Annotated in this window: 15 protein-coding genes and 1 pseudogene; 4 read left to right on the top strand and 12 right to left on the bottom strand. The window is 36.7% G+C overall.

Annotation, left to right across the window (positions count from 1 at the left end):
* The 8 genes from VB797_RS22495 to VB797_RS22460 form a co-directional block, all read right to left on the bottom strand.
* The coding region (locus VB797_RS22495) for a hypothetical protein (RefSeq protein WP_323239971.1) at positions 1–239 on the bottom strand (239 nt) is incomplete at its 3' end.
* A 246-nt stretch (positions 240–485) separates the two neighbouring features.
* Entirely contained in the window at positions 486–2216 is a 1731-nt protein-coding gene (locus VB797_RS22490; protein ID WP_323239970.1) for a protein kinase domain-containing protein, read from the bottom strand.
* A gap of 267 nt (positions 2217–2483) precedes the next feature.
* Entirely contained in the window at positions 2484–3194 is a 711-nt protein-coding gene (locus tag VB797_RS22485) for a PPC domain-containing protein (RefSeq protein WP_323239969.1), read from the bottom strand.
* Between the two features lie 272 nt (positions 3195–3466).
* Positions 3467–5005, bottom strand: a complete 1539-nt coding sequence (locus tag VB797_RS22480; protein ID WP_323239968.1) for a protein kinase domain-containing protein — start codon at positions 5003–5005, stop codon at positions 3467–3469.
* Between the two features lie 644 nt (positions 5006–5649).
* Positions 5650–6849, bottom strand: a complete 1200-nt coding sequence (locus VB797_RS22475; protein ID WP_323239967.1) for a DUF4159 domain-containing protein — start codon at positions 6847–6849, stop codon at positions 5650–5652.
* A gap of 158 nt (positions 6850–7007) precedes the next feature.
* Complete coding sequence (locus tag VB797_RS22470; protein ID WP_323239966.1) at positions 7008–7985, bottom strand: phage tail protein; 978 nt, start codon at positions 7983–7985, stop codon at positions 7008–7010.
* A gap of 80 nt (positions 7986–8065) precedes the next feature.
* On the bottom strand, positions 8066–10270 hold the full coding sequence (locus VB797_RS22465; RefSeq protein WP_323239965.1) for a putative baseplate assembly protein: 2205 nt from the start codon (positions 10268–10270) through the stop codon (positions 8066–8068).
* Between the two features lie 209 nt (positions 10271–10479).
* On the bottom strand, positions 10480–10899 hold the full coding sequence (locus VB797_RS22460; RefSeq protein WP_323239964.1) for a GPW/gp25 family protein: 420 nt from the start codon (positions 10897–10899) through the stop codon (positions 10480–10482).
* A gap of 146 nt (positions 10900–11045) precedes the next feature.
* Here VB797_RS22460 and VB797_RS22455 point away from each other — a divergent pair, with 146 nt between their 5' ends.
* The gene (locus VB797_RS22455; protein WP_323239963.1) at positions 11046–11213 is read left to right on the top strand and encodes a hypothetical protein; all 168 of its coding nucleotides are present in this window, start codon (positions 11046–11048) and stop codon (positions 11211–11213) included.
* A gap of 80 nt (positions 11214–11293) precedes the next feature.
* Here the strand turns inward: VB797_RS22455 and VB797_RS22450 are convergent.
* Positions 11294–11527: pseudogene (locus VB797_RS22450) on the bottom strand (transposase); the annotation flags it as partial.
* Between the two features lie 594 nt (positions 11528–12121).
* On the opposite strand from VB797_RS22450, the gene VB797_RS22445 reads away from it, so the two are divergent.
* The 3 genes from VB797_RS22445 (at position 12122) to VB797_RS22435 (ending at position 20208) form a co-directional block, all read left to right on the top strand.
* Entirely contained in the window at positions 12122–14830 is a 2709-nt protein-coding gene (locus VB797_RS22445) for a dynamin family protein (protein WP_323239962.1), read from the top strand.
* A gap of 786 nt (positions 14831–15616) precedes the next feature.
* A complete protein-coding gene (locus VB797_RS22440) occupies positions 15617–18640 on the top strand; it encodes a molecular chaperone (protein WP_323239961.1) in 3024 nt (1007 codons plus the stop codon).
* Positions 18641–18972: 332 nt separating this feature from the next.
* The gene (locus VB797_RS22435) at positions 18973–20208 is read left to right on the top strand and encodes a hypothetical protein (RefSeq protein WP_323239960.1); all 1236 of its coding nucleotides are present in this window, start codon (positions 18973–18975) and stop codon (positions 20206–20208) included.
* Between the two features lie 189 nt (positions 20209–20397).
* Here VB797_RS22435 and VB797_RS22430 read toward each other — a convergent pair whose 3' ends face one another.
* The 3 genes from VB797_RS22430 to VB797_RS22420 all read right to left on the bottom strand — a co-directional run.
* On the bottom strand, positions 20398–22197 hold the full coding sequence (locus VB797_RS22430; protein ID WP_323239959.1) for a VgrG-related protein: 1800 nt from the start codon (positions 22195–22197) through the stop codon (positions 20398–20400).
* 68 nt (positions 22198–22265) lie between these two features.
* A complete protein-coding gene (locus tag VB797_RS22425) occupies positions 22266–22808 on the bottom strand; it encodes a hypothetical protein (protein ID WP_323239958.1) in 543 nt (180 codons plus the stop codon).
* A 47-nt stretch (positions 22809–22855) separates the two neighbouring features.
* Positions 22856–23707, bottom strand: an 852-nt coding sequence (locus VB797_RS22420) for a hypothetical protein (RefSeq protein ID WP_323239957.1), incomplete at its 5' end; no start/stop codon positions are given.

Below are 23707 nucleotides of genomic sequence, written 5' to 3'. Positions count from 1 at the left end.
GGTGTTGGTTGCGGTGGAATTGTTTCTGGTTCTGGTGTTGCTTCTGGTTCGGGTGTTGGTTGCGGTGGAATTGTTTCTGGTTCTGGTGTTGCTTCTGGTTCTGGTTCTGTTTCTACTGGTTTATCTTGCGATAATGATACTTGTGAAAAAGATCCTAAAGCGATAACAAAGCTGCCAATCGCAATTAAATTGATTTTAAAAACTAGTAATATAAATTGGTTTAAAGATTTTTTATGCATTTTCCACTCCTCTGAAATACCATATTAAGCAAATATCTAAATTTACTTCTTCTCAATTAATAATTTAACGCTAAAGTAACCAATAAAAAAATTATTTAAAGTATGAATTTCTGATTTATTTATTAAAGTATTGAATCAATGTATCATTTGTTACTATTTTATGCTCAAAGGAGATTCCACAGTGTATCAAATTTACTCAAGTACTATGGCAATTAGTAGTATCTATTTGCTAAAAAAATCGATTATTTAATAAGTATAATCACAGCAAGTTTTATTATTTACTTCTAATTTACCTTCTTTCCAATTTCCTGTTTGAGAAGCACCATCGTTAGACTTACAGCTTCCTTGACCGTGAGGTTTATTTGTTTTAAATTCTCCTTTATAAATACAGCCATTGTTGTAAAAGATTGTTCCCTCACCATCCTGGTATTTATTAATAAATGCACCTTGTATGTAATATTCTTCATTTTTAAATGTTAAAATTCCTATGTCGCGAGAACCATCGATATATTCCCTTTCAAATCTGTCTTTTTTATCATTTTGTTTAAATATTAAGCTTGCTTTACCATAGGGTTTACCGTTTCTAAAACCTCCTTGATACTTACTAATATAACTAGTATTTGGATATGTTAATATTCCTTGACCGTGAAGATTCCCGTTTTTAAATTCTCCTTGATACTGGCTATCATTTGGATATGTTAATATTCCTTGACCGTGAAGATTCCCGTTTTTAAATTCTCCTTGATACTGTTTTCCATCTGCATATAGTATTATTCCTTTTCCATTTAATTTACTATCTTCAAATATACCCTGAGATTTATTACCAACTTTACTAATTAAGGCACCACATCCACTTAACTTTTCGTTTTTGATTTCTCCATAAAACTTATATAATTTATTACCTTTATTATCCACAGCGTCTGGTGATTTATTTTCAATAGGTTGTAAATTTAATTTATCTAAACATGTTTGTGCATCAACAATTTCAGGCTCAGATTTTCTAGAAAAAACTGTAAATAACCAGCCAATTCCCAAAATTACACTAAATATGACTCCAAGACTAATAAAAAATCTGGAGTTTACGATCGGGAAAGATGGAGGTGATGAAATATGTAAAGATGCTGGGGCTACCCGTAAAGTCCGTGCAGTAGATTCTGATGATATTTGTAAAGCTTGCAAAGCCTCATTAGCATTTTGATAGCGTTCTTTGAAATTAGAACGTACCATTTTATTTAAGATATTTGCAAATTCGGGGCTAACCGAAACAAAATGTTGCCATGCAACTTCAAATGTATCTGAATCTTTGGGTAAATCTTGAGGTCTAATTCCAGTTAAAGCATAGATTCCCAACATCCCTACAGCATAAATATCGCTGGATAACTTAGGATAACCATTTAACTGTTCGTTGGGCATATATCCAACAGTACCAATCATAACGCTCGCATTGGTTAGCTCTTGGGGATTGGCTTTTAATTTACTAAGTTCTTTGACAGTCCCAAAGTCTATTAATACTATTTTGCCGTCACTATGACGACGCATTAAGTTTTGTGCTTTTAGGTCTCGATGAATGATATTTTGGTCGTGAATATATGACAATACTTCTAAAATATCTTTTAACAACTGTGTTACTTCAGCTTCGCTTAACTGATTTCCAGCTTTAATTTCTTGACTTAAATCATGTCCATCAACATACTCTTGTACTAGATAAAACTTACCTTCTTCTTCAAAATGGGCGAAAAGTTGTGGTATCTGGTCGCACTTATTACCCAAGCGGTATAAAGCTTTAGCTTCCTTATTAAAAAAAGCAATGAAATCTTTTAATTCTTGTTGGTTTTGGCTTTCCTTAAGATTTTTGACTACACATAGAGGATGGTCTGGTAAATCTAAATCTTGAGCTAAATAAGTGATTCCGAAAGCACCGCTTCCCAATAGCTTTACGATTTTATAGCGATTGCGGAGAGTATAACCGGGGAGCATTGGACTTCACCATAAGTAACAATCAATTATTGTTTTATTTTCTCATATTGCACCCAACTAACAATCCTCTATTTATTCATACTTAACAAAGCGCAGATCTACACCACCCTTAAGATGAAAATCGAGAGAACTATCATCACTCGTGGAAAGTATTGATCCCCCTCCAATATAAGGATTAGCGATCGCAAAATCTAATTGTTACGATTGCTATCTGGAGGGAGACGCTATGTTAGTAAAGCGGGGCGATCACCGTCTAACCGCTCCATTTCATTCCGCTTGCAATGACAATTTATAACTATAACGACCGACATCTCCAGGATTTTTGTTACTGACTACAATAGTGTAACTACCTGTTGATGGTAATCGAAAAGACATCAATGAATTTGTGTTTCGATTATCTGTGCTTGGAATAACTTCGTTATTAGAGTCCAGCAATATTATTTCAACTGGATTTAAACTCAAGTTGCTGGTATCTCGTTGATCGTCACTTCCAGACATTATAATTTTAATCGACTGATTTTCTCTACCTTCAAACTTGTAAAAATCAAAGTACCTGCCTTGAGATTCAGGGTCATTCGGACCTAAAACACCAAATTCTGTATTTCCAAAGCTAATTTTTTTAAAGGTAGTTTCAATAGGAGGTTGAGTTGTTGGTCTTGTGGTTGGTGGAGTTGTTGGTGGGGTTGTTGGTGGGGTTGTTGGAGTTGTTGGTGGGGTTGTTGGTGGGGTTGTTGGTGGGGTTGTTGGTGGGGTTGTTGGTGGGGTTGTTGGTGGAGTTGTTGGTGGGGTTTTTGGTGGAGTTGTTGGTGGGGTTGTTGGTGGAGTTGTTGGTGGAGTTTCGGTTATATCGGGAGTTGAGGGTTGAGCGAAAGATGGCTGTTGTTTAACAACTATTAAAAATATTGCGAAACTATTAATTGCAGCAAACAAAGCAACAAAAACTATTAAGACATGATTGATAAAAGGTTTTCTATTCATATTCATTATATGATGTGAGGTATTTTAAAAAGTCTGCACTTAAAAAAGTGCATAAAAGTGAACTTAAAACACAATATGAGTGTCGTAATTAGTACAATTAATTACCTTCTAGTGGATCTTTGATGATAAAAAAGTATAAATTTTTTAAAATTTAATGCCACTGAAATCTACTTTTAAACATAATTTAAAATCTAAAATAGCAAAAAATGCTGGTATTATCATATGATTATTGTTTCGCTGTTATTGAGATTTTCAATCATAAAATTTACTTCTTAATAATTAGAATTATCACAGCAAGTCTGATTTGTTCCCTTGAGTTCACCTTTGTCCCAAGTTCCTATTCTCACATCATTTTTAGTAGTACAGGTTCCTTTACCATGAAACTTATCATCTTTAAATTCTCCTACATATCGACAACCATTGCTATCCAAGAATTCACCAAAGCCATTCTTCTTACGATTTTGGAAGCTCCCTTTGTAGGTATGCAAATAATTATTTTTTGTCGACTTTGATAAGTTTAATACTCCTTCACCGTGAAACTGATTCTTTTGAAAATTTCCTTCATATTCATATTCGTCACCATTTTGAGATAGGAATAATTTTCCTATTCCATTCAAATTACTATCTGTGAATATCCCTTGATACCTATTACCACTGCTTGCAATCCAGATTCCGCAACCGTTGAACTTACTATCTTTCATATCTCCATATAATGTATAGAATTTCTTGCTTTCATTATCTTTTAATTCAGTTTGAAATTGAGTAGGTATAAAATCCATCACTGCTAGACATATTTGAGCATTAGCTTTAAGCTTGCCCGAAAGAAACGGAAATAAAATAACTACCCCAAAAACCAAACTAAATACAACTCCAAAACTAATAAAAAACCTTTTATTTAAAACATTATTTAAACCAGGAAAAGATACAGGTAGCGAAACCGAAGAAAGTCCCGGAGCTAAAGACACAGTAGGTGTGGTAGATTCTGATGATATTATTTGCAGTGCTTGCAAAGCTTCACCAGCATTTTGATAACGTTCTTTAAAATTAGAACGCACCATTTTATCTAACACATTTACAAGTTGTGAGCTAACCGAAACTTTATCTTGCCAAATAACTTCATGAAATTTATCCGCATCTGTCGGTAAATGCTTAGGTTTAATTCCAGTTAAAGCATAAATTCCCAACATCCCCACTGCATAAACATCGCTGGATAACTTAGGATAACCACAAAATTGTTCATAAGGCATATAGCCTTCAGTACCAATTCTAGCAGTGGCATTGGTTAGCTCTTGAAAATTAGTTCTTAATTGATTAATTTCTTTGACAGCTCCAAAGTCTATTAATACTATCTTGCCGTCACTATGACGACGCATTAAATTTTGTGCTTTTATGTCTCGATGGATGATATTATTGCTATGAACAAATGCTAATACTTCTAAAATCTCGATTAAAAGCTGCGTTACTTGAGCTTCACTTAACTTGTTGTCAGGAAAAATTTCTTGACTCAAATCATGTCCATCAACATATTCTTGTACTAGATAGAATTCACCACCTTCTTGAAAGTGGGCAAAAAGCCGTGGAATCTGACTGCACTCATTACCTAAGCGTGATAGAGCTTTGGCTTCCTTATCAAAAAAAGCAATAAAATCTTGTAACTCTTCTGGATTTTGGCTCTGTAGTAAATTTTTGACAACACATAGAGGATTTCCCGGTAAATCTAAATCTTCTGCTAGATAGGTGATTCCGAAGTTACCGCGTCCCAATTCCTTAATAATTTTATAGTGATTGCGGAGAATATGACCAGGATGCATTGTATGTAACCATAACTAAAAATAATTTATTTTTAGATTTTGACATATTTTACCTAACCACCGCTTCTCTATTTGCTGGGGGCTTGATAGTGCCTGATTAGTAGAAAAGGTCGCGATCGCAAATAATTTATTAAGTTCGGACAGGAGACTAGCTGCAAAGTAAACAAGAGTGGAAGAAATCGATTGCGATATCAAACCTATTAATCAAAATAATAATATAAATCAGGGGAAAGCAAATTAGACTTTTAGCTAGCTTTTGTGACCTTAGTGGAGTAAATAAATATTTTTCCTCCGTTATGAACTCTTAAACAAAAATTAACTCCAAATTAAGAGTTAAATTAATCTGTAATTGTCATAAGGTCTTAGTTGGTGCGTGACAGAAAAACCATTATATTACGTTAGAAATCAAGCGAACTGTCACAGCACCCTACAAGTAAAATATGCCAGTCTTAGTTGGTGCGTGACAGAAAAACCATTATATTACGTTAGAAATCAAGCGAACTGTCACAGCATCCTACAAGTAATATATGCCAGAGGTAGGGGGCAAAGGGGGAAAGAGTTTGAGCTTGATTTACATTCCTTTATATAATGTTATTTTTTTACGCCAACTTACTTACTTCCAAATTATTCACCGATCTAAATAACTACCACTTTCCAGAATCATCTTCTTGTTGCAAACCAATTAACTGACGGCGTTTCCAAGCGTAATAAACAATATTAATTCCGAATTCTTGAGCGGTACGAATTGCTAATCTGGGCATTTGTAATTCTTTATCTAATCCCCAAGCGGATGCTAAATCGCCTATTGTTAAAATTATTCCTCCACCAGTTATTATCTCAATTATTTTTTTATTGACTGCTGGTAAACCCGCAAATAAAAAAGGTCGCGTTCTTAGAGAATGATCGCGTCGTAATTCTGTAGATTTTTTCAAAGTAATGTTTAGCTTTTGAGCCAACGTATAAGTGCTTTGTATTAAAGCTTCTGCATCTCCTGGCGCATCAACTAAAAGCATTCCTCCTGTATTTAAATAGTTTTTTAAAGATTCAAACTCGACGCTATTAATAGATAATTCTTGTTGACCTGTAAGATATAGTAAATCGTAATCTTGAATCTTTTTGGACAAACTTATTTGTTCTGGTTCGTCAAGACCCCTAAAATAGGGATATAAAGGTTCGATTGATTGTAAGAAGTAAGATAAATTAAAGAAATTACGAGCGCATTCCGCATCGCTATGATTAATTTGTGCTAGGCGTAAAATTGCTTGCGGACGCGCTTGTGCTTGACGGCGAAAACGTAAATCTATATCGTTATAACCGGGGAAAAATATATCATTTGCTTGATTAATCTCTTTTTGTCCTGGTTGTAAGAGTATGCGGCAAATTTCTATTTCGGAAATATTAAGTGTAGAGTTTCTTTGGTCAAACCGATAAGCTTCTGTAACTATCTCTCTGGAATTTGGCGATCGCAAATCTTCTGGATCTACATAACTGACTGTTAAATAAACTAAAATTGAATCGGTATTAGCAACTTCTAAATCAATTGGGAAATTAAAAGCTGTGGGTACAACTATTAAATTACCAGCTAAATCAATGGCAATTCCGGGTTGAATTTGCACCCAACGTCCATCTCTATATTTAGCTTGGACATCCCTCGGTGCAGGAATATTTCGCACTCCTAAACCACAAACAATTCCTGGCTGATTTAAACACTGATAGTGAGTATTTTGTCGCTGACGATGGTAATCATGTGCCTTGCGCCAACGTTCGGCATTGATAAGTAAACCATCCGCTGCTTGAAGACGATCAAATGGTTGAATTGATGGTTGGGGAAATGGATGAGACATAGGATTTTGGATTTTAGATTTTAGATTTTAGATTTTTTCTAGTAGAAGGTTAAAAAAAAATGGTTATTTGGTAGTCCGTTAAGGAACTACAATAGTAAAAATTTAGGATGCTCCCGTCTAATTTTTTATATTTTTGATAAAAATGATAAAAATCTACTTTAACTTTCGACTTCTATATATAATTCGTAGGTACAAAAAGCGGGTTTTTCTTGTTCTATAATCAGTGATGCTAATTCTTTGCTGACAACATTTTCATTTTTATCGTAGCGCAATCGTACAACAAAATGATAAGCTTGTCCTCCCCCTAATACTGCATTATTTAATTCTGCTTCATTAAGAATAAAACTATTACCAAAAGGTTCTGTAATACTTATATGTTTATTACCTTCGTTTTCTATATCGTCATCTAAAGGTAATCCCGTATATAAATGTAAATAAAGACGTAAACCTTTACGAGTTCCTCGCCATCTATATAGTTCAAGAGCATGACGAATTAAACGACGTTGTTTGTCTAAATCCCATTTTCTATCTACTTCCCAACCAACCCAATAAGCTAAAAATGGTAGTAGTTTTTGCGGTGCTGTTAAAGGGTCAAGATTTGCCCACATAACCGAAAAATTGTTTATTACTGGTTGATAAGTCTCCTCAAATATCTTCATGAATCGACCAATCAAGTCCACTTCTCGATATAGAAGTGGCAAAAGTTCCATGTAATTAGACCAAGGACGAATATATAAATTAAATTTATCGCTTTTTTGAATTTGTTCTCGTTCTGTTTCTGGATCTATTTGTATATTTACACAACCGTGGAAGTCAATTTCTAATTTCTCTTGTTTATTAGCAGCAATTGCTTGCTGATTTTCAAAAAAGTCTTCAGGAATTAGAAAACGAAGTACAGCTTGCATCTGTTTTCTAGGTGCAATTTCATTACCTTCCATTCCCACGTGACATTGAAAAGGAAAGTTTGTCTCGATTTGCAACTCTATATTTAAAGGACTTGCGGTCAAATTTTTTAAGTTTACGATTATCTCGCTTGCTTGTCCGGGATGCAAAACCAAGCTATGGTCAATAACATTAATTTGTTGCGAGCCAGTAAAAGCCAAAGCATTTCCAGGTAAAGCCTCTGGAATTTGCATTGGATTTAAGTCAATTTTGATTGGGGAATTACTAAGGCTATGTACCATAAAAAATTATATAAATGCGATATGTTGATTTTTTAAGGATTAAGGATATTGACCACATGACTCGAACGTAAATCGACATTATCCCAAGAACAAATTAAACCTTGTAAGCCAGGATCAATAATTCTCTCTGGGGATGGTTGACGTACCCAAGTATTTCCTTGCTTGCGTATGGGAAATAGTACCACCTGACCGAGGTAACGCACACCCCGCGCTTGTTGGAGTAATGCCACGATGTCTGATTCGTACAAAGGTCTTCCAAAAGACCAGCCATTTCCGTCGATTCCACCAGTTAAAGGATTTAAAAATTTATACAATGATATTTTGATGTCGCGGATAATTTCGTCACGAGCGCCAGGATTGTCGTAAATTGGTTCTAAGGCAATTCCTGTTTGTACGGAAACTCCGACATATTCTGGCTGTTGAATTTGTAATCGTATTCCTAATAATTTTCTTTGATCCAAGTAGCTCAGTATATCTTCTTGCAGTTTCGGACTTAAATCAAATTTCTCTGGAGATAAACCCAAGCCACGAGCGATTGCATCAGTATTCGCTTGAGGAACAATCATCAAACTCACCGTACCTGCTTGTTGTGTTTTATCAGCACTTAAGCAACGGACGCGGGCTATTGCTCCTAAACCAGCTTCTTGGGCTAAAACTTCAAAATCTTCACTTGTAACGGCGCGATCGCGACTGCGTAAAACTCGTGGAGCCTTGATAACTGCTTGCTCTAGGGACTCTGCATCTGCTCCGTTAATAGCTGGTATATGGTTAGTGACACTATCAACATAGGGTATTGCGGATTTCAAAAATCGTAGAGTATCGGTTTGAACATTTCCTTGTCTACCTCCTCCAGAGCGATAAGCAACCATTCTAATTTCAGCACCCCGGACGGGAATTGCTCCATATTGATGATGTTCTTGGTTATTTATTTCTATTTGGCTTTCTTGAAAAAGAATACTGTTGACTGATGCTTGCTGAATACTTTTACGAATTTCGGTCTTGCGTTTAATTTGACCGGGTTCTCTAATTAAAGGACCAAATTGAACCGTACCAGAAATAGAATCAATAATGTAGTGTTTCTCTTCCGATTTGCTATCAGCAAAATCTCTTACTTCTCGCCATTTTTGAGGTAAGCCATCAGGGGGAATAACTATAATATATTCATTCTCTCGACGTTCTAAAACGGGCGTTTCTTGCAGTTGAAAAGTTTGTCCTGGGCTACCATCACTGATTCCCAAACGTTCATCTTGTTTTTGATTGCTTTGAGAACCTCGCACCGTACCACCAATAGATTTTACTCCCAAAGCGGTAATCCGTGGAGAACGGTTATAACCAGGTTGATTTGTTTGCGATTGTGAATATATGCACCGCAACCAGCGACCGCGATAAGAAGTAAAATTTGTGGCGGGCCATGTTTGGGGTAAGTGCAAGCGTGTTTCTGCACCTTGCTCTGCACTACCCCCTTGTTGGATTATTTCGTAAAAACTGAAACCTCGTGTTTTATCATCTGCTTCTTGTAACAAAGCTGGCTGCCAATTATTGCCATCCCAAGCTTCCCAACGACGTGGTGGCAAATTGGGATTGATACCAGTGGGTGTTGCGCTAGCCCCTTTGAAACTAATTTCTAAGACATTTCCATCCAAAGGTTGGTCGGAATCAATAACCAAGTAAAAACAATTTTCTAACTGAGGTTCTTCTTCAAATATTGATTGCTCGCTACCTTCCCAATAATCATCTGAGTGACGATTCCACGTAACAGTAACTCTTTCCCGCAATGATTGGGGTCTTACTTCTGTTGTTTGCGCGGTTAGAAAGTGTAGCAGTCGGGGTTTAGCAATTATCAAAGGCGAATCGGTACTAAAAGTAATCGCTTCTGAAGTTTCAGTCCGCACCGTAGATACCTCAGATGCTTCTGGAATTATATAAGTTTCTGGTAAATCCGAACTTAAATAAAACGTTAATTCGGTACGAGCTGGAGCTGGAGGTTGCAGACGAATACCTAATAATTCCAGAAAAGCAACATAATTTTTACGAGGTACTTGGTTAAACCTAAGCAGCATTTGGTCTGTTAACCAAGAAAACAACTCAATCATCGTAATTCCTGGATCGCTCAGGTTATGATCTGTCCATTCAGGACAGTAGCGAGGAATACGCATAATGCATTCTTCCACCAAATCATCAAAGTTGCGATCGTCTAAATTGGAAGAAGGTAATTTTGGTAAAAAGTCAAATTCCACAGTTTTATTATTTTAGATTTTGGATTTTGGATTTTGGATGTTGGAGTAATATTCTTACTGCTTCGGTGCATCTTGTTGCCTATATCTAATACTCGCTCGACCAAAGTAAAATTGGCATTATGACGCAAGGGAGCATTCACCTTTATATGCGAATCATCTCAAACTATTGAAAATTCGCAACGAGTGTATAAGTTCTATAAATGTTATATTTATGATTCTATAGACGAAAGCAGATAATAAGGATAAACAAAGCTGTAAGTATCGGGATAATTTTTAAGTTTATAATTAACGATAATATCTACTTTGCCACGTACTGGGTCGGCATCCGTGCGAACTTCATCAAGAATAATGCGCGGTTCCCAAACTTCTAAAGCTTCTACAACATATATGCGAATTTGCAGTAGAGTTTCGCTATTCATGGGAGCAAAAGCTAACTCTGACAAGCGCGATCCAAAATTCGGTCGATAAACGCGCTCACCTACGCTAGTACGAAGGATAAGCCAAATTGATTCTCTAACTTTTTGTTCTTCGTAACTAAACTGTATTCCTCCCTGCACATTCATTTGTAGTGGAAAAGCCCAACCTGTCCCTAAATATTCCTTTCTTTGACTGTAAAGTGGGTTTGGCATTGTCACAGTCCTTGCGATAAATATGGATACATATATAGATCAAAAATATTGCTATATAACGTATTAGCCTATTCGCCAAAGGTCGAATTTATATTTTTCTTAATCTTTTATAATAGTAGTGACAAACTCATTTAAGGTGATACATTGTGGACAGATTAATATCTCAAATAACAGGATTTATATCCAGTATACAGAGCCTTTTTTATAGAGTTGAGGATGGAACTAGAAGAACCTCACAATTTGCTCAGTGGTTAAAATCGTTCCATTGGCGGGAAGACGAAGACGACGACGAAGATGAAGAAACAGAAGAATAATTGAAATCAGACTCATAAACAAGTTAACTGATGTTTTTCTACCACTGGACTAACACCCGGTAAACTATCTAATCCGTATGTTTTTTTCCAGATTTGCTTATTACTACTTCATCTCCTGCCAACAAATAAACATCGTTTGGACAAAACAAATGTTGACGAAAAAATATCCAAAATACTGTTGCCCACGGTATGACTGTATGAAAAAATCTTATTACTGTCCTATGACTACCGCCAATTCCTGCCCAGCGAGAGATTGCCAACATAGTAACCCTGCCGCTGATGCTTAACATGGCTATGATGATTTGGTTCAATTGCGACTACGATGACTCTAAAACAAGTTTTTTTGTCCCAAGTGAATAAGTTGATTGAAGTTGAACCTATATAAGAATAGAAGCGGGAAAAACAAATTATTCTTTAGGAGATCCAAATGCAGAAAATGTCCGATCATTTCGCATACACTTCAATAAGTGGGTACGCAAAATTATTTGTGTCATTGCGAACGAACTGAAGCAATCCCAACTCCTTGCGTTCGCGTTCACGCAGTGCGGCTCAGCGTGTCCGAAGGACATATGCTTCGTTTCGCTACCCTTCGGGAACATCTTCGATGAACGCTGCACTCGCAATGACAATATACAATTAATTTTGCACAAGTACTTATCGTTCATTGGAGCGAAATTGTTGTCAAAAGTTATTTGGCTGGAACCGGGAGATTCTGAGTCAATTGGAGTTGTTTAAGAAGGTTGACAATTTATCAAAGATGTTCTGAAGACGCTTGATAGTATCTATGCTTGGTTATGCAAGAAGTAAGTCCCTGAATTATAGTTTTGGGCCGAAAAAATTAGATTTAAGTTGGTGATTACCTTTTATCCACCAAAGAGTTTGGAATTAAGCAATAGGAGATTTATTCAATGTTAGACGTATTGACATCCATTGTACTTGAGCAAGTAGTACCATCTGTACTAAACGAATTAGTCTCCATTTTTGGAGAAAAGTTACGACAAAAATTACTAAATCCGACACCGGAAGATACCACAACAAAAGTAGAAATAGAAGATGCAGTAATCATAGAGAAAATTGAAAGATTAGTAGAACAAAATGAAGGTATTCAAAATGACATTCAAAATAGTAATAAAACTACGGAAGATATCATTAATCAGGTATTAAGGGAGATTAAAATACTTTCTGCAAAGACTCCTGAATTGCAAGTTGTAAATGACCAGGTTGGACTTTCAGGCGCGATTCAGGAAGAAAATAAAGAGTTTAATTTACAGGATGTGACTGTTTTGCAAGAGAAAATTCAGAAAAGTTTAAAAGAAAATATAAATAAATGGCTTGCAGAAATCAAATATAAACCGTCCCCACAAGTTGATAACAAGCAGGATTTAGCACCTGTTGCAAATGAGGGTAATGGGCAAAACTTCTCATCTGACGAAAATGAGGAACCGTCAGTAGAAGAAGCAGTAAAAGAAGAAGATTCCGAATCTCAAAAAATGTTGGATAACTTGTATAAATATAAAGAGTATGGCGAATCTGTACTCCAAAAAATAAAATTGTTAGAACGAAATAAGTCGGAGGAAAATGAAATTTTAAATAACTCTGAACTTAAAGAGTGTCTTAAGAAAATTGAAGAAGCCGCTAACAAAACCGTGGAACAAGCATCTTCCCCCGTGAAAATTGCCATCATGGGAGAATTTAGTAGTGGAAAAACCCAACTGATAGAAAGTTTAATCGGCTACGGTGGTATCCTGCCAGTCAGCGATATCCCCACCACAGGTAATGTCACTGCCATCCATCTGATTCCACAAGATGGTTACAAAACAACGGAGTTTGTTAATTATACTGTAGAGTATCTTTCCGAGCAAGAGGTTCAAGAGTGCTTGCAGTTTATGTTAAATGAAGCACGGAAACGAGCAAAAGAAGCTGGATCGGAACTTCCTGCTTTACCTCAAGTGAACTCAACAACATTGAATCAACAGACCCCAAATCCTTTCGAGAATTGGTGCGAACAAGCATGGAATAAAACTCAAAACGTTGAACTACGTTATGCACTTCGAGAATTAGTGATTTTTATTCGCACTTATATCTCTTATAAGGCAGATTTATGCGGGAAAAAACTAAAGATTGCTCACAAGACTGCCGCTTATAAAGGCTTAGAGCTAGTTAGTGGTATACCGGCTCTAAATCAAGATTTTAAATTTGAAGATATACCTTTATTTAACAAGGGATCTGTAGATAAAAACAAACTTTCAGCAGAGGTATTGCAAAACAGCTTTTCACTCATCCGGCGCATAAATATTGATGTCAAAATATCCAAAGAAATTTGGAATCTAGGAACAACACAAGATACCTCAAAGTTTATTCTCTTAGATTTTCCAGGGTTAGGGGCAGCTAATTCGGGAATGCGGGATACTTTTGTCTCACTGCGAGAATTAAAGTCAGTACAGACAACTCTCATTTTACTTAACGGTGAAAGGCCAGGAAGCGGTGGTGCCAATAAAATCTTCACGATGATGGAGCAACAAAAAAGCGGACAAAACCTTAAGGATCTCATCCTTGTAGGTGTGGGTCGATTTAATCAGCTTTTAGGTGCAGACGCTAAAATAAAACTTGGTCAACTAATTAATTCTAATGTTAACACTACCTTAACAGAAGAAACTGTTTTGCAAGCATTGAATGGATTAGGGACTATCATCAACGACGCAAAAGTATTTACAAGCCAACCCGAGCGCATCGTTTTGTTAGACCAACTCATGGGTCTAGGAAAATTAGCAGAACTTTCTGGTGAAGTGGAAGCAGGTTCTGCTGAGTTCTTAGGGAAATTGCAAGATCCTAGTTTTCTAAAAGAGTCTAAGGAGATAAGTCAAAAGTGGGGAGTCTTAAGCCAACGGCTTTTGGAAAAAAACTCAGCTAGTCCTCTGGGTAATCAGCTTAAGTGTTTTGCACTTGACGGCGGTATCGGTAAACTACGAAAATTATTGCTACAACACGTAGCTGCTCATGGTCTCAAACAATTAGATGAAGACACTCATCGGGCTGCAAATACTTTGGGTGAACAACAGGAGAAACTCAAAAGGATATTATTGGAACAGGGTATATTGGAGGAAGAAAGTCAAGCTTTAAAAGACTTACGCTCCCATCTAGGTCAAATGTACTCTAATTACAAGGAATTCCAAGATAATTTAGGAAAAGAACCGCTCAAAGACTGGCAAGGAATTGCCGTTAGCGATGTAGTCAAAGATGAAGTAACATACCGAATACTAGACTGGAAGCAATGGAATTTGCTGTTTAGTAGAGCGCAAAATGGCATAATCGCACTCCCATCTCCAAATGAGAATCAAGAAGAACCGTTTCGTCGAAGAAAGCGTCCGACTAATAACATCCCTACTAAAAGCGACGATTTTTATGAGGAATTTGGCAATACTGTTAAGGGACTAGAAGAATTTGCCCGTAAATGCATTAAAGAAGCAGTTAAAAACTTGTTAAATAATTTGTCAAATCAATTAGATACAGAGATTAAATATCTCCAAGGAATTCTGCGTGAACAAATGGAAGAAGACATCGCGGACAAAATTGGTGAGGATGAGGCGGATATATTTGCTGTCGTGTATCAAGGTTAGGACCCGAAACTAAATGAAGATTATATCATCGGAGTAGCCTTTAAAAATCAAAAACCAATTGATACAGAAACAGCATTTCCCGTTGCACGTAAGGATGGGAAACACAATCATGGTCAAATTTTTTACTGGGCACCAGAATACAGCAAAATCAATCCTCAAAACTCTACCCAAAACCAACTTCTTCTAGTGCAACGGCTGCGAGATGAGATAACTGCTAGCATAAGTCTACAGCTAATTGAGTATGTAAGCCAAATAAATCAGAAAGTCGATAATGCAATTTCACATATATTAAATCAATTGATTCCTCAACTGTACCAACTTAAAAAAAATGATGTATTGCTAAGGTTTATTGTAGATGACAAACAAGAAGCTAACCAAGCCAATCCTATTTCGTCGATTCTGTCGCAAATTGCCTCGACTTCTATCCTTAATAATTAGTTAGGGAAGTTAGTAAAGTACAATCTTGTTTCAGAAATGCCATCAAACTTGAATTCTCCTTTGCTTTACTACGTATTTATCTAGTAAAATTAATAACTAGTTAGTTGCGAGTGAAACACAGTGGAACAAATCATTCGCCGTTTACGAAAGGTATGGCTCAGGAGCCTTCACCACAGATGTTTTAATAATTTTACATTGCGTAAAATAGTCAGTTTTCTTGTTAACTATTTACTTAAACTTTCAGGTCTTAAGGCTAGATTATCACGCTTTAAGGTCAGATTATTCAATTTGGAACAGGACATATCAGCACTTCGATCTGAATTAACACAACTTAAGGAAACTAATAGAATGACTCAATCAAAACAACCGATGGAAACTAATACAGTAGCTCAATCAACACAACCTATGGAAACTACAACAAGTCCTATCAAACCAAACCGAAACAATAGCAATGAAGAGCCACAAGAATTTCCCGGTTGGTTTGCTATGGATTTTGGTACATCTAATTCCACAGTGACACTTTTCGATCCAATAAATGTAGAAATTCCAGATATTCTGCAAAAAGAGCAGGAGATGAAATTGTTCGAGCTATTATCAAAATGGCTAAGTTCACCTGCCAATAAGGCTGTACCAGGTGTAAATTCTAGCGAGTGGGAACAGTTTCTCGGCGACATTAGCAATAGTTTAAAAAAAGAACCAGGTCAGCTGCATGAAGTTTTTAGAGGTGATAGCAATCAGCTACGTGTAGAAGCTATTCGCCAAATCGAACTGTGTTTGGGTAATACTGAAAAGTTTCGTAAAGCCGTTAGCAAAAAACTTTACCAGATATATCATCAGGTGTTCCGCATACCTACCCTAGAATCTCAAAATCTGATCCCGGTTGTTCTTGATATTGATAGTAGGATTGCAGAAATTCCCAGCGAATTAGAAATTATCAGTTTGAATCCTTTAAAAGTCAGCATGGGTAAACAAGTAAAGATGAACAAAAATAATGCGATTGCTCAACTAGAAAACAGTTCCTTAGAGAAAATAATCAGCAAATTTCACCACTCACCCAAACGCTACTTTGGTCAACAACGAGAATTACCAGTTACTATAGACGGGAAATTACAAACAATTGCAGTTGAAAAGCTGATTCAAGCTGCTTGGGCGCACCTCATTGAGTTAACGGAAAACTACCGTAGATCAGGAAAACGCAAGTTTTCTAAAGGAAATTTTCAAACAGCAGTAGTAACTTACCCTACCGTCGCAGCACCAATTGTTCGCAACCAGGTGAAGCAGCTTGTAAAAGAGCTTGGGATTGAGGATGTGCAAGCGACTTACGACGAAGCTGTTGCTGTAGTAATGTTCTACCTTTGGCGAGAATTTGGTGGCTACATCAATATTGGTATCGAGTCCTTTAAAACCCGTTGTCGTCGAGAAGGTGACAAATGGTCGCAAAACGTCCTTGTTTTAGATATTGGTGGGGGAACAACTGACATAGCCTTGATTAAACTAACTTTATCAGATATAACTCCTTCATTTAAGAATGATAAAGACCGGGGTCTTGGGGGACGCTATTATGAAATTACTCCTAAACTGTTAGGTTCTTCGGGTCATTTACAATTAGGCGGGGAGTTAATTACTCTGCGAATATTTCGATTGCTCAAAGTGGCAATAGTTGATAGCTTGCTAAGTGCGATCGCAACAGGTGAACTGAAGAATGACACACTTAATGATTTAATTCCCAAATTGGACGAGGGCTTTATCAAAAAAGATGGTAAATACAAGCAAGGCTCGCTGTTGAAATGTATAGATAAAGAGCGCCCAGAAAATGATTCTACTGCTTACAAAGAAGCTCTAGATGCTGCGGAGAAAGTGTTACCCACCCGTTGGAAAGACACTCCCCAACGCTTGCAAACCTTTTATACCCTCTGGGATTATGCTGAGGAAGCCAAACTAAAACTAGGACAAAAAATACCACTAGATGGTTCTGCTTTAACCTATACTCTCTCCGAGCAGCAAATTTCTGACCTGCTAAGCCAAGTGGAGATTAACATCTCAAGCCAACAAAGTGTTAAACTTTCTGTCACATTAGACAGCCAACAATTTGAACGGGCTGCACATTCGGTAATTAAAGAAGCTGTTGGCATTGCTAAAGGTCTGATGGAAAGTCGCTTGGCTAATAATGATGATTCTGACACACAACAAGAGAAAATAGAAACAGAAAAAGTTGATTGGTTGATTCTATCTGGTCAAACTTGCAATCTCGATTTAGTTAAGCGTGAAATCTATCAACAATTTAGCAAGTCCGATTATTTCCTGTGGAATCCAGAGCGTATCACCTTTGACCCACAATTTACCAAGCAAGGGACTTCTGCTGGAGCTTGCTATGCCGAAAAGATGAGACGACTGAAATTCACCCCGGAAGAAGCGAAGGGTTTGCTGCGTCAGGGAAGCAATCAACTGCGTATTGATGTTCAAAACCTATTTTATTATCTACCGTGTAACTTTAAACGGAAAACCCAAAGCAGTGATTTGCCAGATGTATTTAAAGCAGGAACAGAGCTTTATCAAATCTCTCCCAATGACAAGGTAGCAAAGGTTCGCACTGAGTGGCTAGGTATACAATTGAGCAACATTATTTACCGTCAAGACTATGAGCGCGGGCAATTACAACTATGGGGTAGCTTCAATGGGAACAAACTGCGCCAGGAACTCCAAAATTGGATACCTGAAGCCAAGAATGAAAAATGGTTTGAAGAGCACATCAAAATTCAATTTGAAATTGATTCCGCATTGAATATTAGTATTCTCCTTTGTCAGGAAGAACCTCATTATTTAATTGATGGTGATGGCATTAATGTGAATCAAGTAATTGAACAAGAAGCACTATTCGATGAAGGAAAATTGCAATGGGATATTGCCGTCAATGTGTTAGAATCATCGGCTGTAGATAATCCAAATGGATATCATCTAGTCTTTGAAGCTGTTAAAGATAATACTCAGAATATTAAAAATAAAAAGTTTCACTATAGCAGCGATACCGAACCACAGGCATTAAATGGTTTAATTAGTCAACCTTTGCCTGGTTTTCCCGAAAGTGGCAAGCACACCTTATATATATGTCAGATAGATTCCGAAAAAAATGAAAAAAAATGGCTCAGAATTGATGAACTCAGCAAACCAAATGTAGATACAGAGTTCCCTTGTGAATATCGCGTTAGTCTTGATGAAAATGGTATGCTACGGATACATGCTGGTGAAGTTCCCTACCTCGAATCAGAAAATAAAGAACACCTTAAAGAAGAAGGATACGTTTTTCGCGCTGAACTGGAGTTGCAACCCAATGAAGTTAATATAGAGCGAGATCCGTTTTCTGGTATACATTAATCTGAGCTTTTCCTAAGCAAAAACAGCTAAGTTTGATCCTGAGCGATTCATAACCAATGAATGACATGAACCTGTAATAATAGTTATAAGGCTTATATAGCAGTTCTCGGTTGAGTACAATACACCTTGTAGAGACGTAAAATCTTACATCTTTTACGTCCTTACATTTGGGAATTTAAAAATGTATTTGATTCAAAGGAAAACCGCTATATTGGCACACAGGTATTTGCATCAAAAGTTAGATTCGTTGCCCAACAAGATTTTTAATACTATTTAGTACATTTGCTCCGGGAAGTTCATATTAATATAACGTATAACACTAGGCAATATTTATGCACCACCTACGTCAGCTACTAGCTATGAATGGTTCTAACATAGCTTGGTTTCTAGGGATTAAGTTAGAGGAAGTAGAGTCTTTCTTAAAGAAGGCTCACACAGAATTTCCACAAGACCCTGGAGCCGAGATATGTGATGCGGTGCTGCAAGAACTACAAGAAGTCCGAAACTTAAGCCAACCCCCTTCTGCTGCTAGTGCCACAAACCAAAGTCAGAACGAGGTTATCATGCCGCAAGAAGATTCAAATTCGGAAGATATCCAAGAATCGACATCGGCTCCTAGCATTCCATCTAATCTTACACCCACTGATGAGTTGAACACTGATAAGTTTAAATTATGGCATTTAAAAAAACATTTTGAATCTGACCGAGAATTACGCACATATCTGGGAGATTTCCAACTTAAAAGTGAGACAGATTCGGATTTATGGAACGAGATTCAATGGAAACTATTACGCATTCCAAAAAAGATGGCTAGCTCTTGGAGAAAAAGAGCTTTGGAACTGGCTCAAGAAGCTGGAAGTAAAGAAGATGCATCGAATCGGGATCAACTTCCCTTTAAAAATAATGAAGATATTTACCCTGGACTTAAAGGAAGTGTCCGGGCGAAAGGTTTGTGCTTGTCTAAAGAAGCACGTTTAGAATCTGAAGTTTTACAGGGAAGTGAATCTGAGGATTTGTCTGAGGATCTTTATTTACTGGCAAGTCTTGTATCTATTTGTATAACTTTTATTAATTTAGATGCAGATTTACACCACGCTTTGGAAACTGTATATAAATTTGATACCATCTCTTTGCATTCAAAACCAGAACAGCGCAAAAAGTACATTACCGCTCTCACACAACGCTTTGGGCATACACTAAAAGCTGAAAAAAATGCAGATGAAGAACCACTATCGTTTCTCAAGGCTTGGATTGCTGTAGATGAGGCAATACACTCCCTAGTGTTTATTCCACCCGTTGATTCTGACTCTTGGTGGGGCGAATTGAAAAAGCGATCGCGACGCATACTTAGGAAAATTGCCCAAAAAGCGCAAGACCAAGGTCATGATGTGCGAATTCGAGAATTATCAGGACTATACGCGGATATTCGCAGCTCATCATCCAAAGATTATGACCTGCCACTGAAGGTTGGAGGTATTCCAGGAGAGGTACAGGCTTGCCTGCGAGTGTATGCTCGAATCAACAACGAAGGGTTCCTGGGGAGAGTGATATATCGCTCATTGCAGTAGGGAAGATTTGCTGGGAGCAACGCGATTTTGTGAACTTTACCGCAAATACTGCGATCGCGAACAAGAAATTTTAGTACAGTATAGATTAAAAGAGACATAAGAGTTTCTCTAACAGTTTCTCAGGTCATCTTTTACGTCCTTGGAAAGTCGCAAGTGATGAAATTTTTTGATTGAGACTACCTCTAAATACTAAGGAAACCCAGGTGGAACAGTTGGTGGGATTGGCAGTATTGGTCTGCTGGTAAAAATTGCCGTATTAGCTTTGAATACCAAATTCCCCATAGAACTAATAGAAACAGTAGGACCAAGTGGACCGAGATCAGCCATCTTAATTTCACTACCGATTGTGGTTTTAAGCTCTATTTTTTTCAATGTATCATCAAGACACATTTGATGACCCCCACTGGTTTGAATTTCTACAGACTTATCGGTATCATTTAAATGTAACTTATGACCTCCAGCAGTTTCGATTTTTATACCAGCTTTACTCGATCCTTTCGTTTCTTCGACAAACTCAATGGTATGACCAGTGCGAGTTTTAATAGTTCGCAAACGCACCTTACCACCTTGTACAGCGTCATTTAATTCACAGGGAGTTTTGTCCTTACCATTCCAGACACCACCAATAATATAGGGACGATGAATATCTCCATGTTCAAAACCAACTAAAACTTCATCATTGATTTCAGGTAAGGAATAAAAACCCCTTAAACTTCCCGCACCAACACCAACCACTCTAGCCCAGTAACTTTCATGTTCTTCTGTAAGAGTAGGAAACTTAACTTTAACTCGACCTAAACCTTTTGGATCTCGATTGTTAGTAACAATTCCGACTAAAAAAGTTTCACCGGGTTTTAAATGTTTTTGCTGAGAAACTGAAGAAAATAAATTACCTGCGCGTAATCCTCGGATACCAAATTCCGTGGTGTAAGCTTCCTTAGTATAGAGGTGACGTGTCTCTGTAATGTAATATTTACCGCTAAAGCGCTTACCCATATTTTTTAGATTTACAAAGCGTCCTGGTCGAATATTAGGATTACCTTCAGCTTTGGCATCAGCATAAACAAATTCTCCTCCCAGTTCATCGCACAAAGCTTGAGCCATAACTTCTGCTTCCTTGGGGCTAGAAACTGGCTTGTCTACAACAATGATTTTCGGAGGTTTATTAAAGTTGAACTTGTTAGAGCAATCACTTCCTTTTTGATTTCCAGTATTAGTTATTACATTCTCTGATTTTGCTGTTTCAGTAATTAATTCCTTCTGGGTGTAGTCCCAACCACGAACTTCTACCTCACTTACCTGTTCTGCGCTGGTAACGCGACTACTAAAACTAGTGATTTCACGTAACCATTCTAATTCTATTAGCTCCTTAGTTTCAGGTTTGCGAAAGTTGATTTTGCCATCTTCTACAAACAGTTCAAAGCCAATCCGAGCGGCTCTTTCTCGGAGAAACTGCATATTTGTTTGATTTTTTTGAAAAATATACTCATGTACTTCTCCACTCTCATGTATTTGTCCGATTTCTATACCTACTTCTTTAGCAATTTTACGTACTATATCGCTATCAGTGTTATTCAAAAAAGAGCGATTATGTCGTCCTCGGTGAAGTCGATGAGATTTATCATAACCCCGAACAATAATCGGAGCTTCTGACTTATTGTTAAAATGAACCTCAATTGCCGTAATCTCACCTTCAATTAAATAACCTTCTTCTTCTTTCTCAAAATTTGGGTCTTTGCTAGTACTAGCAATAAAACCGATTTTTACTTTTTGACCAATTTCAAACAAATTTTCATGCCGCCACGGTTGAAATTCGTCTTTATCACTAGGGGAAAAATAGCTATTATGTATCACCATTGTAAACATTGCTGGCAAGTGTAGACTTTCTTCTACAGTGATTTGTAGCAAATCATTTATTAAATTTTGAGATACTGCTTGTCCCTCTAATTCGATTTTTATTGTATCTACATACTCACCTTGCTTAGCCATAAAAAATTGTATTTGTAGTTTATTGTAAAGGTATGTAACCAGCTAAAATTAATCAAAACTCCTAGTTATTATCCCAATCTGGGATCTGGTTGACGATTATTAGCTTTAGAAGCAGATTCAGTTCCACCGGGAAGATTATTTTTATCAACTTCTTGTAATGATATATCTACTATAGCTCTGACTGGAGTTCCATCAGTCATAAACATCATTAAATTGTAAGTTAAACTTTTTATCACACAATAAAAATACTCGTCTTTCCAAATAAAATTATAAACTGGCGGACGTTTATCACCACTGCCTTCAATTTTTTCTACACCCTTTTTAATGATATCTATATACTTCATAACCGATTCTTTTGTTTCATAGGTATCGTAGATAATTTGCTTAAGTTCTAAAGAATAAGGTTGAACGCCAGCAAAGTTAATTTTAGGTAATAGGCTACTTCCTCTATTCCCAGAATTTTCCTGCCAATTATTAGTTCTAGAAAAACTAATTTGGGAAGGATTAAACATTAACTCAATATCAGGGGCTTCACCGTTATATGCTTTCAGTTTAGCTTTATTAAGTTGTGGTTGTAGCTTTTGTGGAGCGTTTATAGATTGACCAGCCATTTCTTTTATCTCCGTAAATTCATCTTAGATAATTAAACCAAATTTTCTTACCAAGCTAACCGCCCTAAATAGCTTCCTTGTCGTTCTTTCTCTATCTCCAATTCTTGTCGCAACTTCTTATATATTTCGCGAGCTAAAGATTCAAAAACCATTTCATCATTTTCTTTTGAATCAGATGGTGCATTAATGGTTTCACTATTTTTTTCTTTATTTTGGATAAAATCATTTTGCTCAACTTTACTACCTTTATCTAATTCTTGTGTTTTTGGTACATACTGATGTTTTTGACTTAATTTTTTTCGCGAATTTGATGATGCTTGAGAAGAATCGGAAGAGCTAACTCCCGATCTATTCTGATAATTTGTTTCATTATTTGAGTTTGTATAATTATTATTATCTGTATTTATTAATTCTTCAAAACTAGACCAGGATTCAGGAGTATCAAAATCATTCTGAGAAGATGTGTCATTGTTTTTTGTTCTAAAAATTAAGGGAGGTGATGAATAATTATTTGCTGATGATTTGTTTTGAACTAAATTATTTTGATTAAGATTATGAGAATTAAGGATTTTATTTTTAGTAAACGAGGAGTTCTGTTTTTTTAGATTAGATCCTAAAAATTGGTCAACTGAAGATGAATTTTCTTTTGTTTGCTCAATATCGGATGTTTGTAGTTTTTTAGGGATATCGTCTGCTTCACCACCTTTGTTAATATGTTCTAAGAGAGGAAGATTTTTCTCTACAACTTTAGAATTTACTACAAATTCCCCAGGTGTCAGCATTGCGGGAACAGTGTCCGAAACTTCTATTGGTTTCTGATTATTATCGTTTGACTGTGTTACCTTTCCTCCGGTAAAAAAGCCTTGGACTACTTTTGATTTCTCTATATTGACATTATG

It is taken from the genome of Rivularia sp. UHCC 0363 (assembly GCF_034931125.1).
Classification (GTDB): Bacteria; Cyanobacteriota; Cyanobacteriia; order Cyanobacteriales; family Nostocaceae; genus Rivularia.
This window is presented reverse-complemented; position numbering and strand designations above follow the sequence as displayed.

Coding starts and splice junctions, on each gene's coding strand:
- VB797_RS22430 (WP_323239959.1), bottom strand. CDS start 22,197: ATGGCTAAGCAAGGTGAGTATGTAGATACAATAAAAATCGAATTAGAG.
- VB797_RS22440 (WP_323239961.1), top strand. CDS start 15,617: ATGACTCAATCAAAACAACCGATGGAAACTAATACAGTAGCTCAATCA.
- VB797_RS22425 (WP_323239958.1), bottom strand. CDS start 22,808: ATGGCTGGTCAATCTATAAACGCTCCACAAAAGCTACAACCACAACTT.
- VB797_RS22470 (WP_323239966.1), bottom strand. CDS start 7,985: ATGCAAATTCCAGAGGCTTTACCTGGAAATGCTTTGGCTTTTACTGGC.
- VB797_RS22460 (WP_323239964.1), bottom strand. CDS start 10,899: ATGCCAAACCCACTTTACAGTCAAAGAAAGGAATATTTAGGGACAGGT.
- VB797_RS22435 (WP_323239960.1), top strand. CDS start 18,973: ATGCACCACCTACGTCAGCTACTAGCTATGAATGGTTCTAACATAGCT.
- VB797_RS22475 (WP_323239967.1), bottom strand. CDS start 6,849: ATGTCTCATCCATTTCCCCAACCATCAATTCAACCATTTGATCGTCTT.
- VB797_RS22445 (WP_323239962.1), top strand. CDS start 12,122: ATGTTAGACGTATTGACATCCATTGTACTTGAGCAAGTAGTACCATCT.
- VB797_RS22490 (WP_323239970.1), bottom strand. CDS start 2,216: ATGCTCCCCGGTTATACTCTCCGCAATCGCTATAAAATCGTAAAGCTA.
- VB797_RS22485 (WP_323239969.1), bottom strand. CDS start 3,194: ATGAATAGAAAACCTTTTATCAATCATGTCTTAATAGTTTTTGTTGCT.
- VB797_RS22480 (WP_323239968.1), bottom strand. CDS start 5,005: ATGCATCCTGGTCATATTCTCCGCAATCACTATAAAATTATTAAGGAA.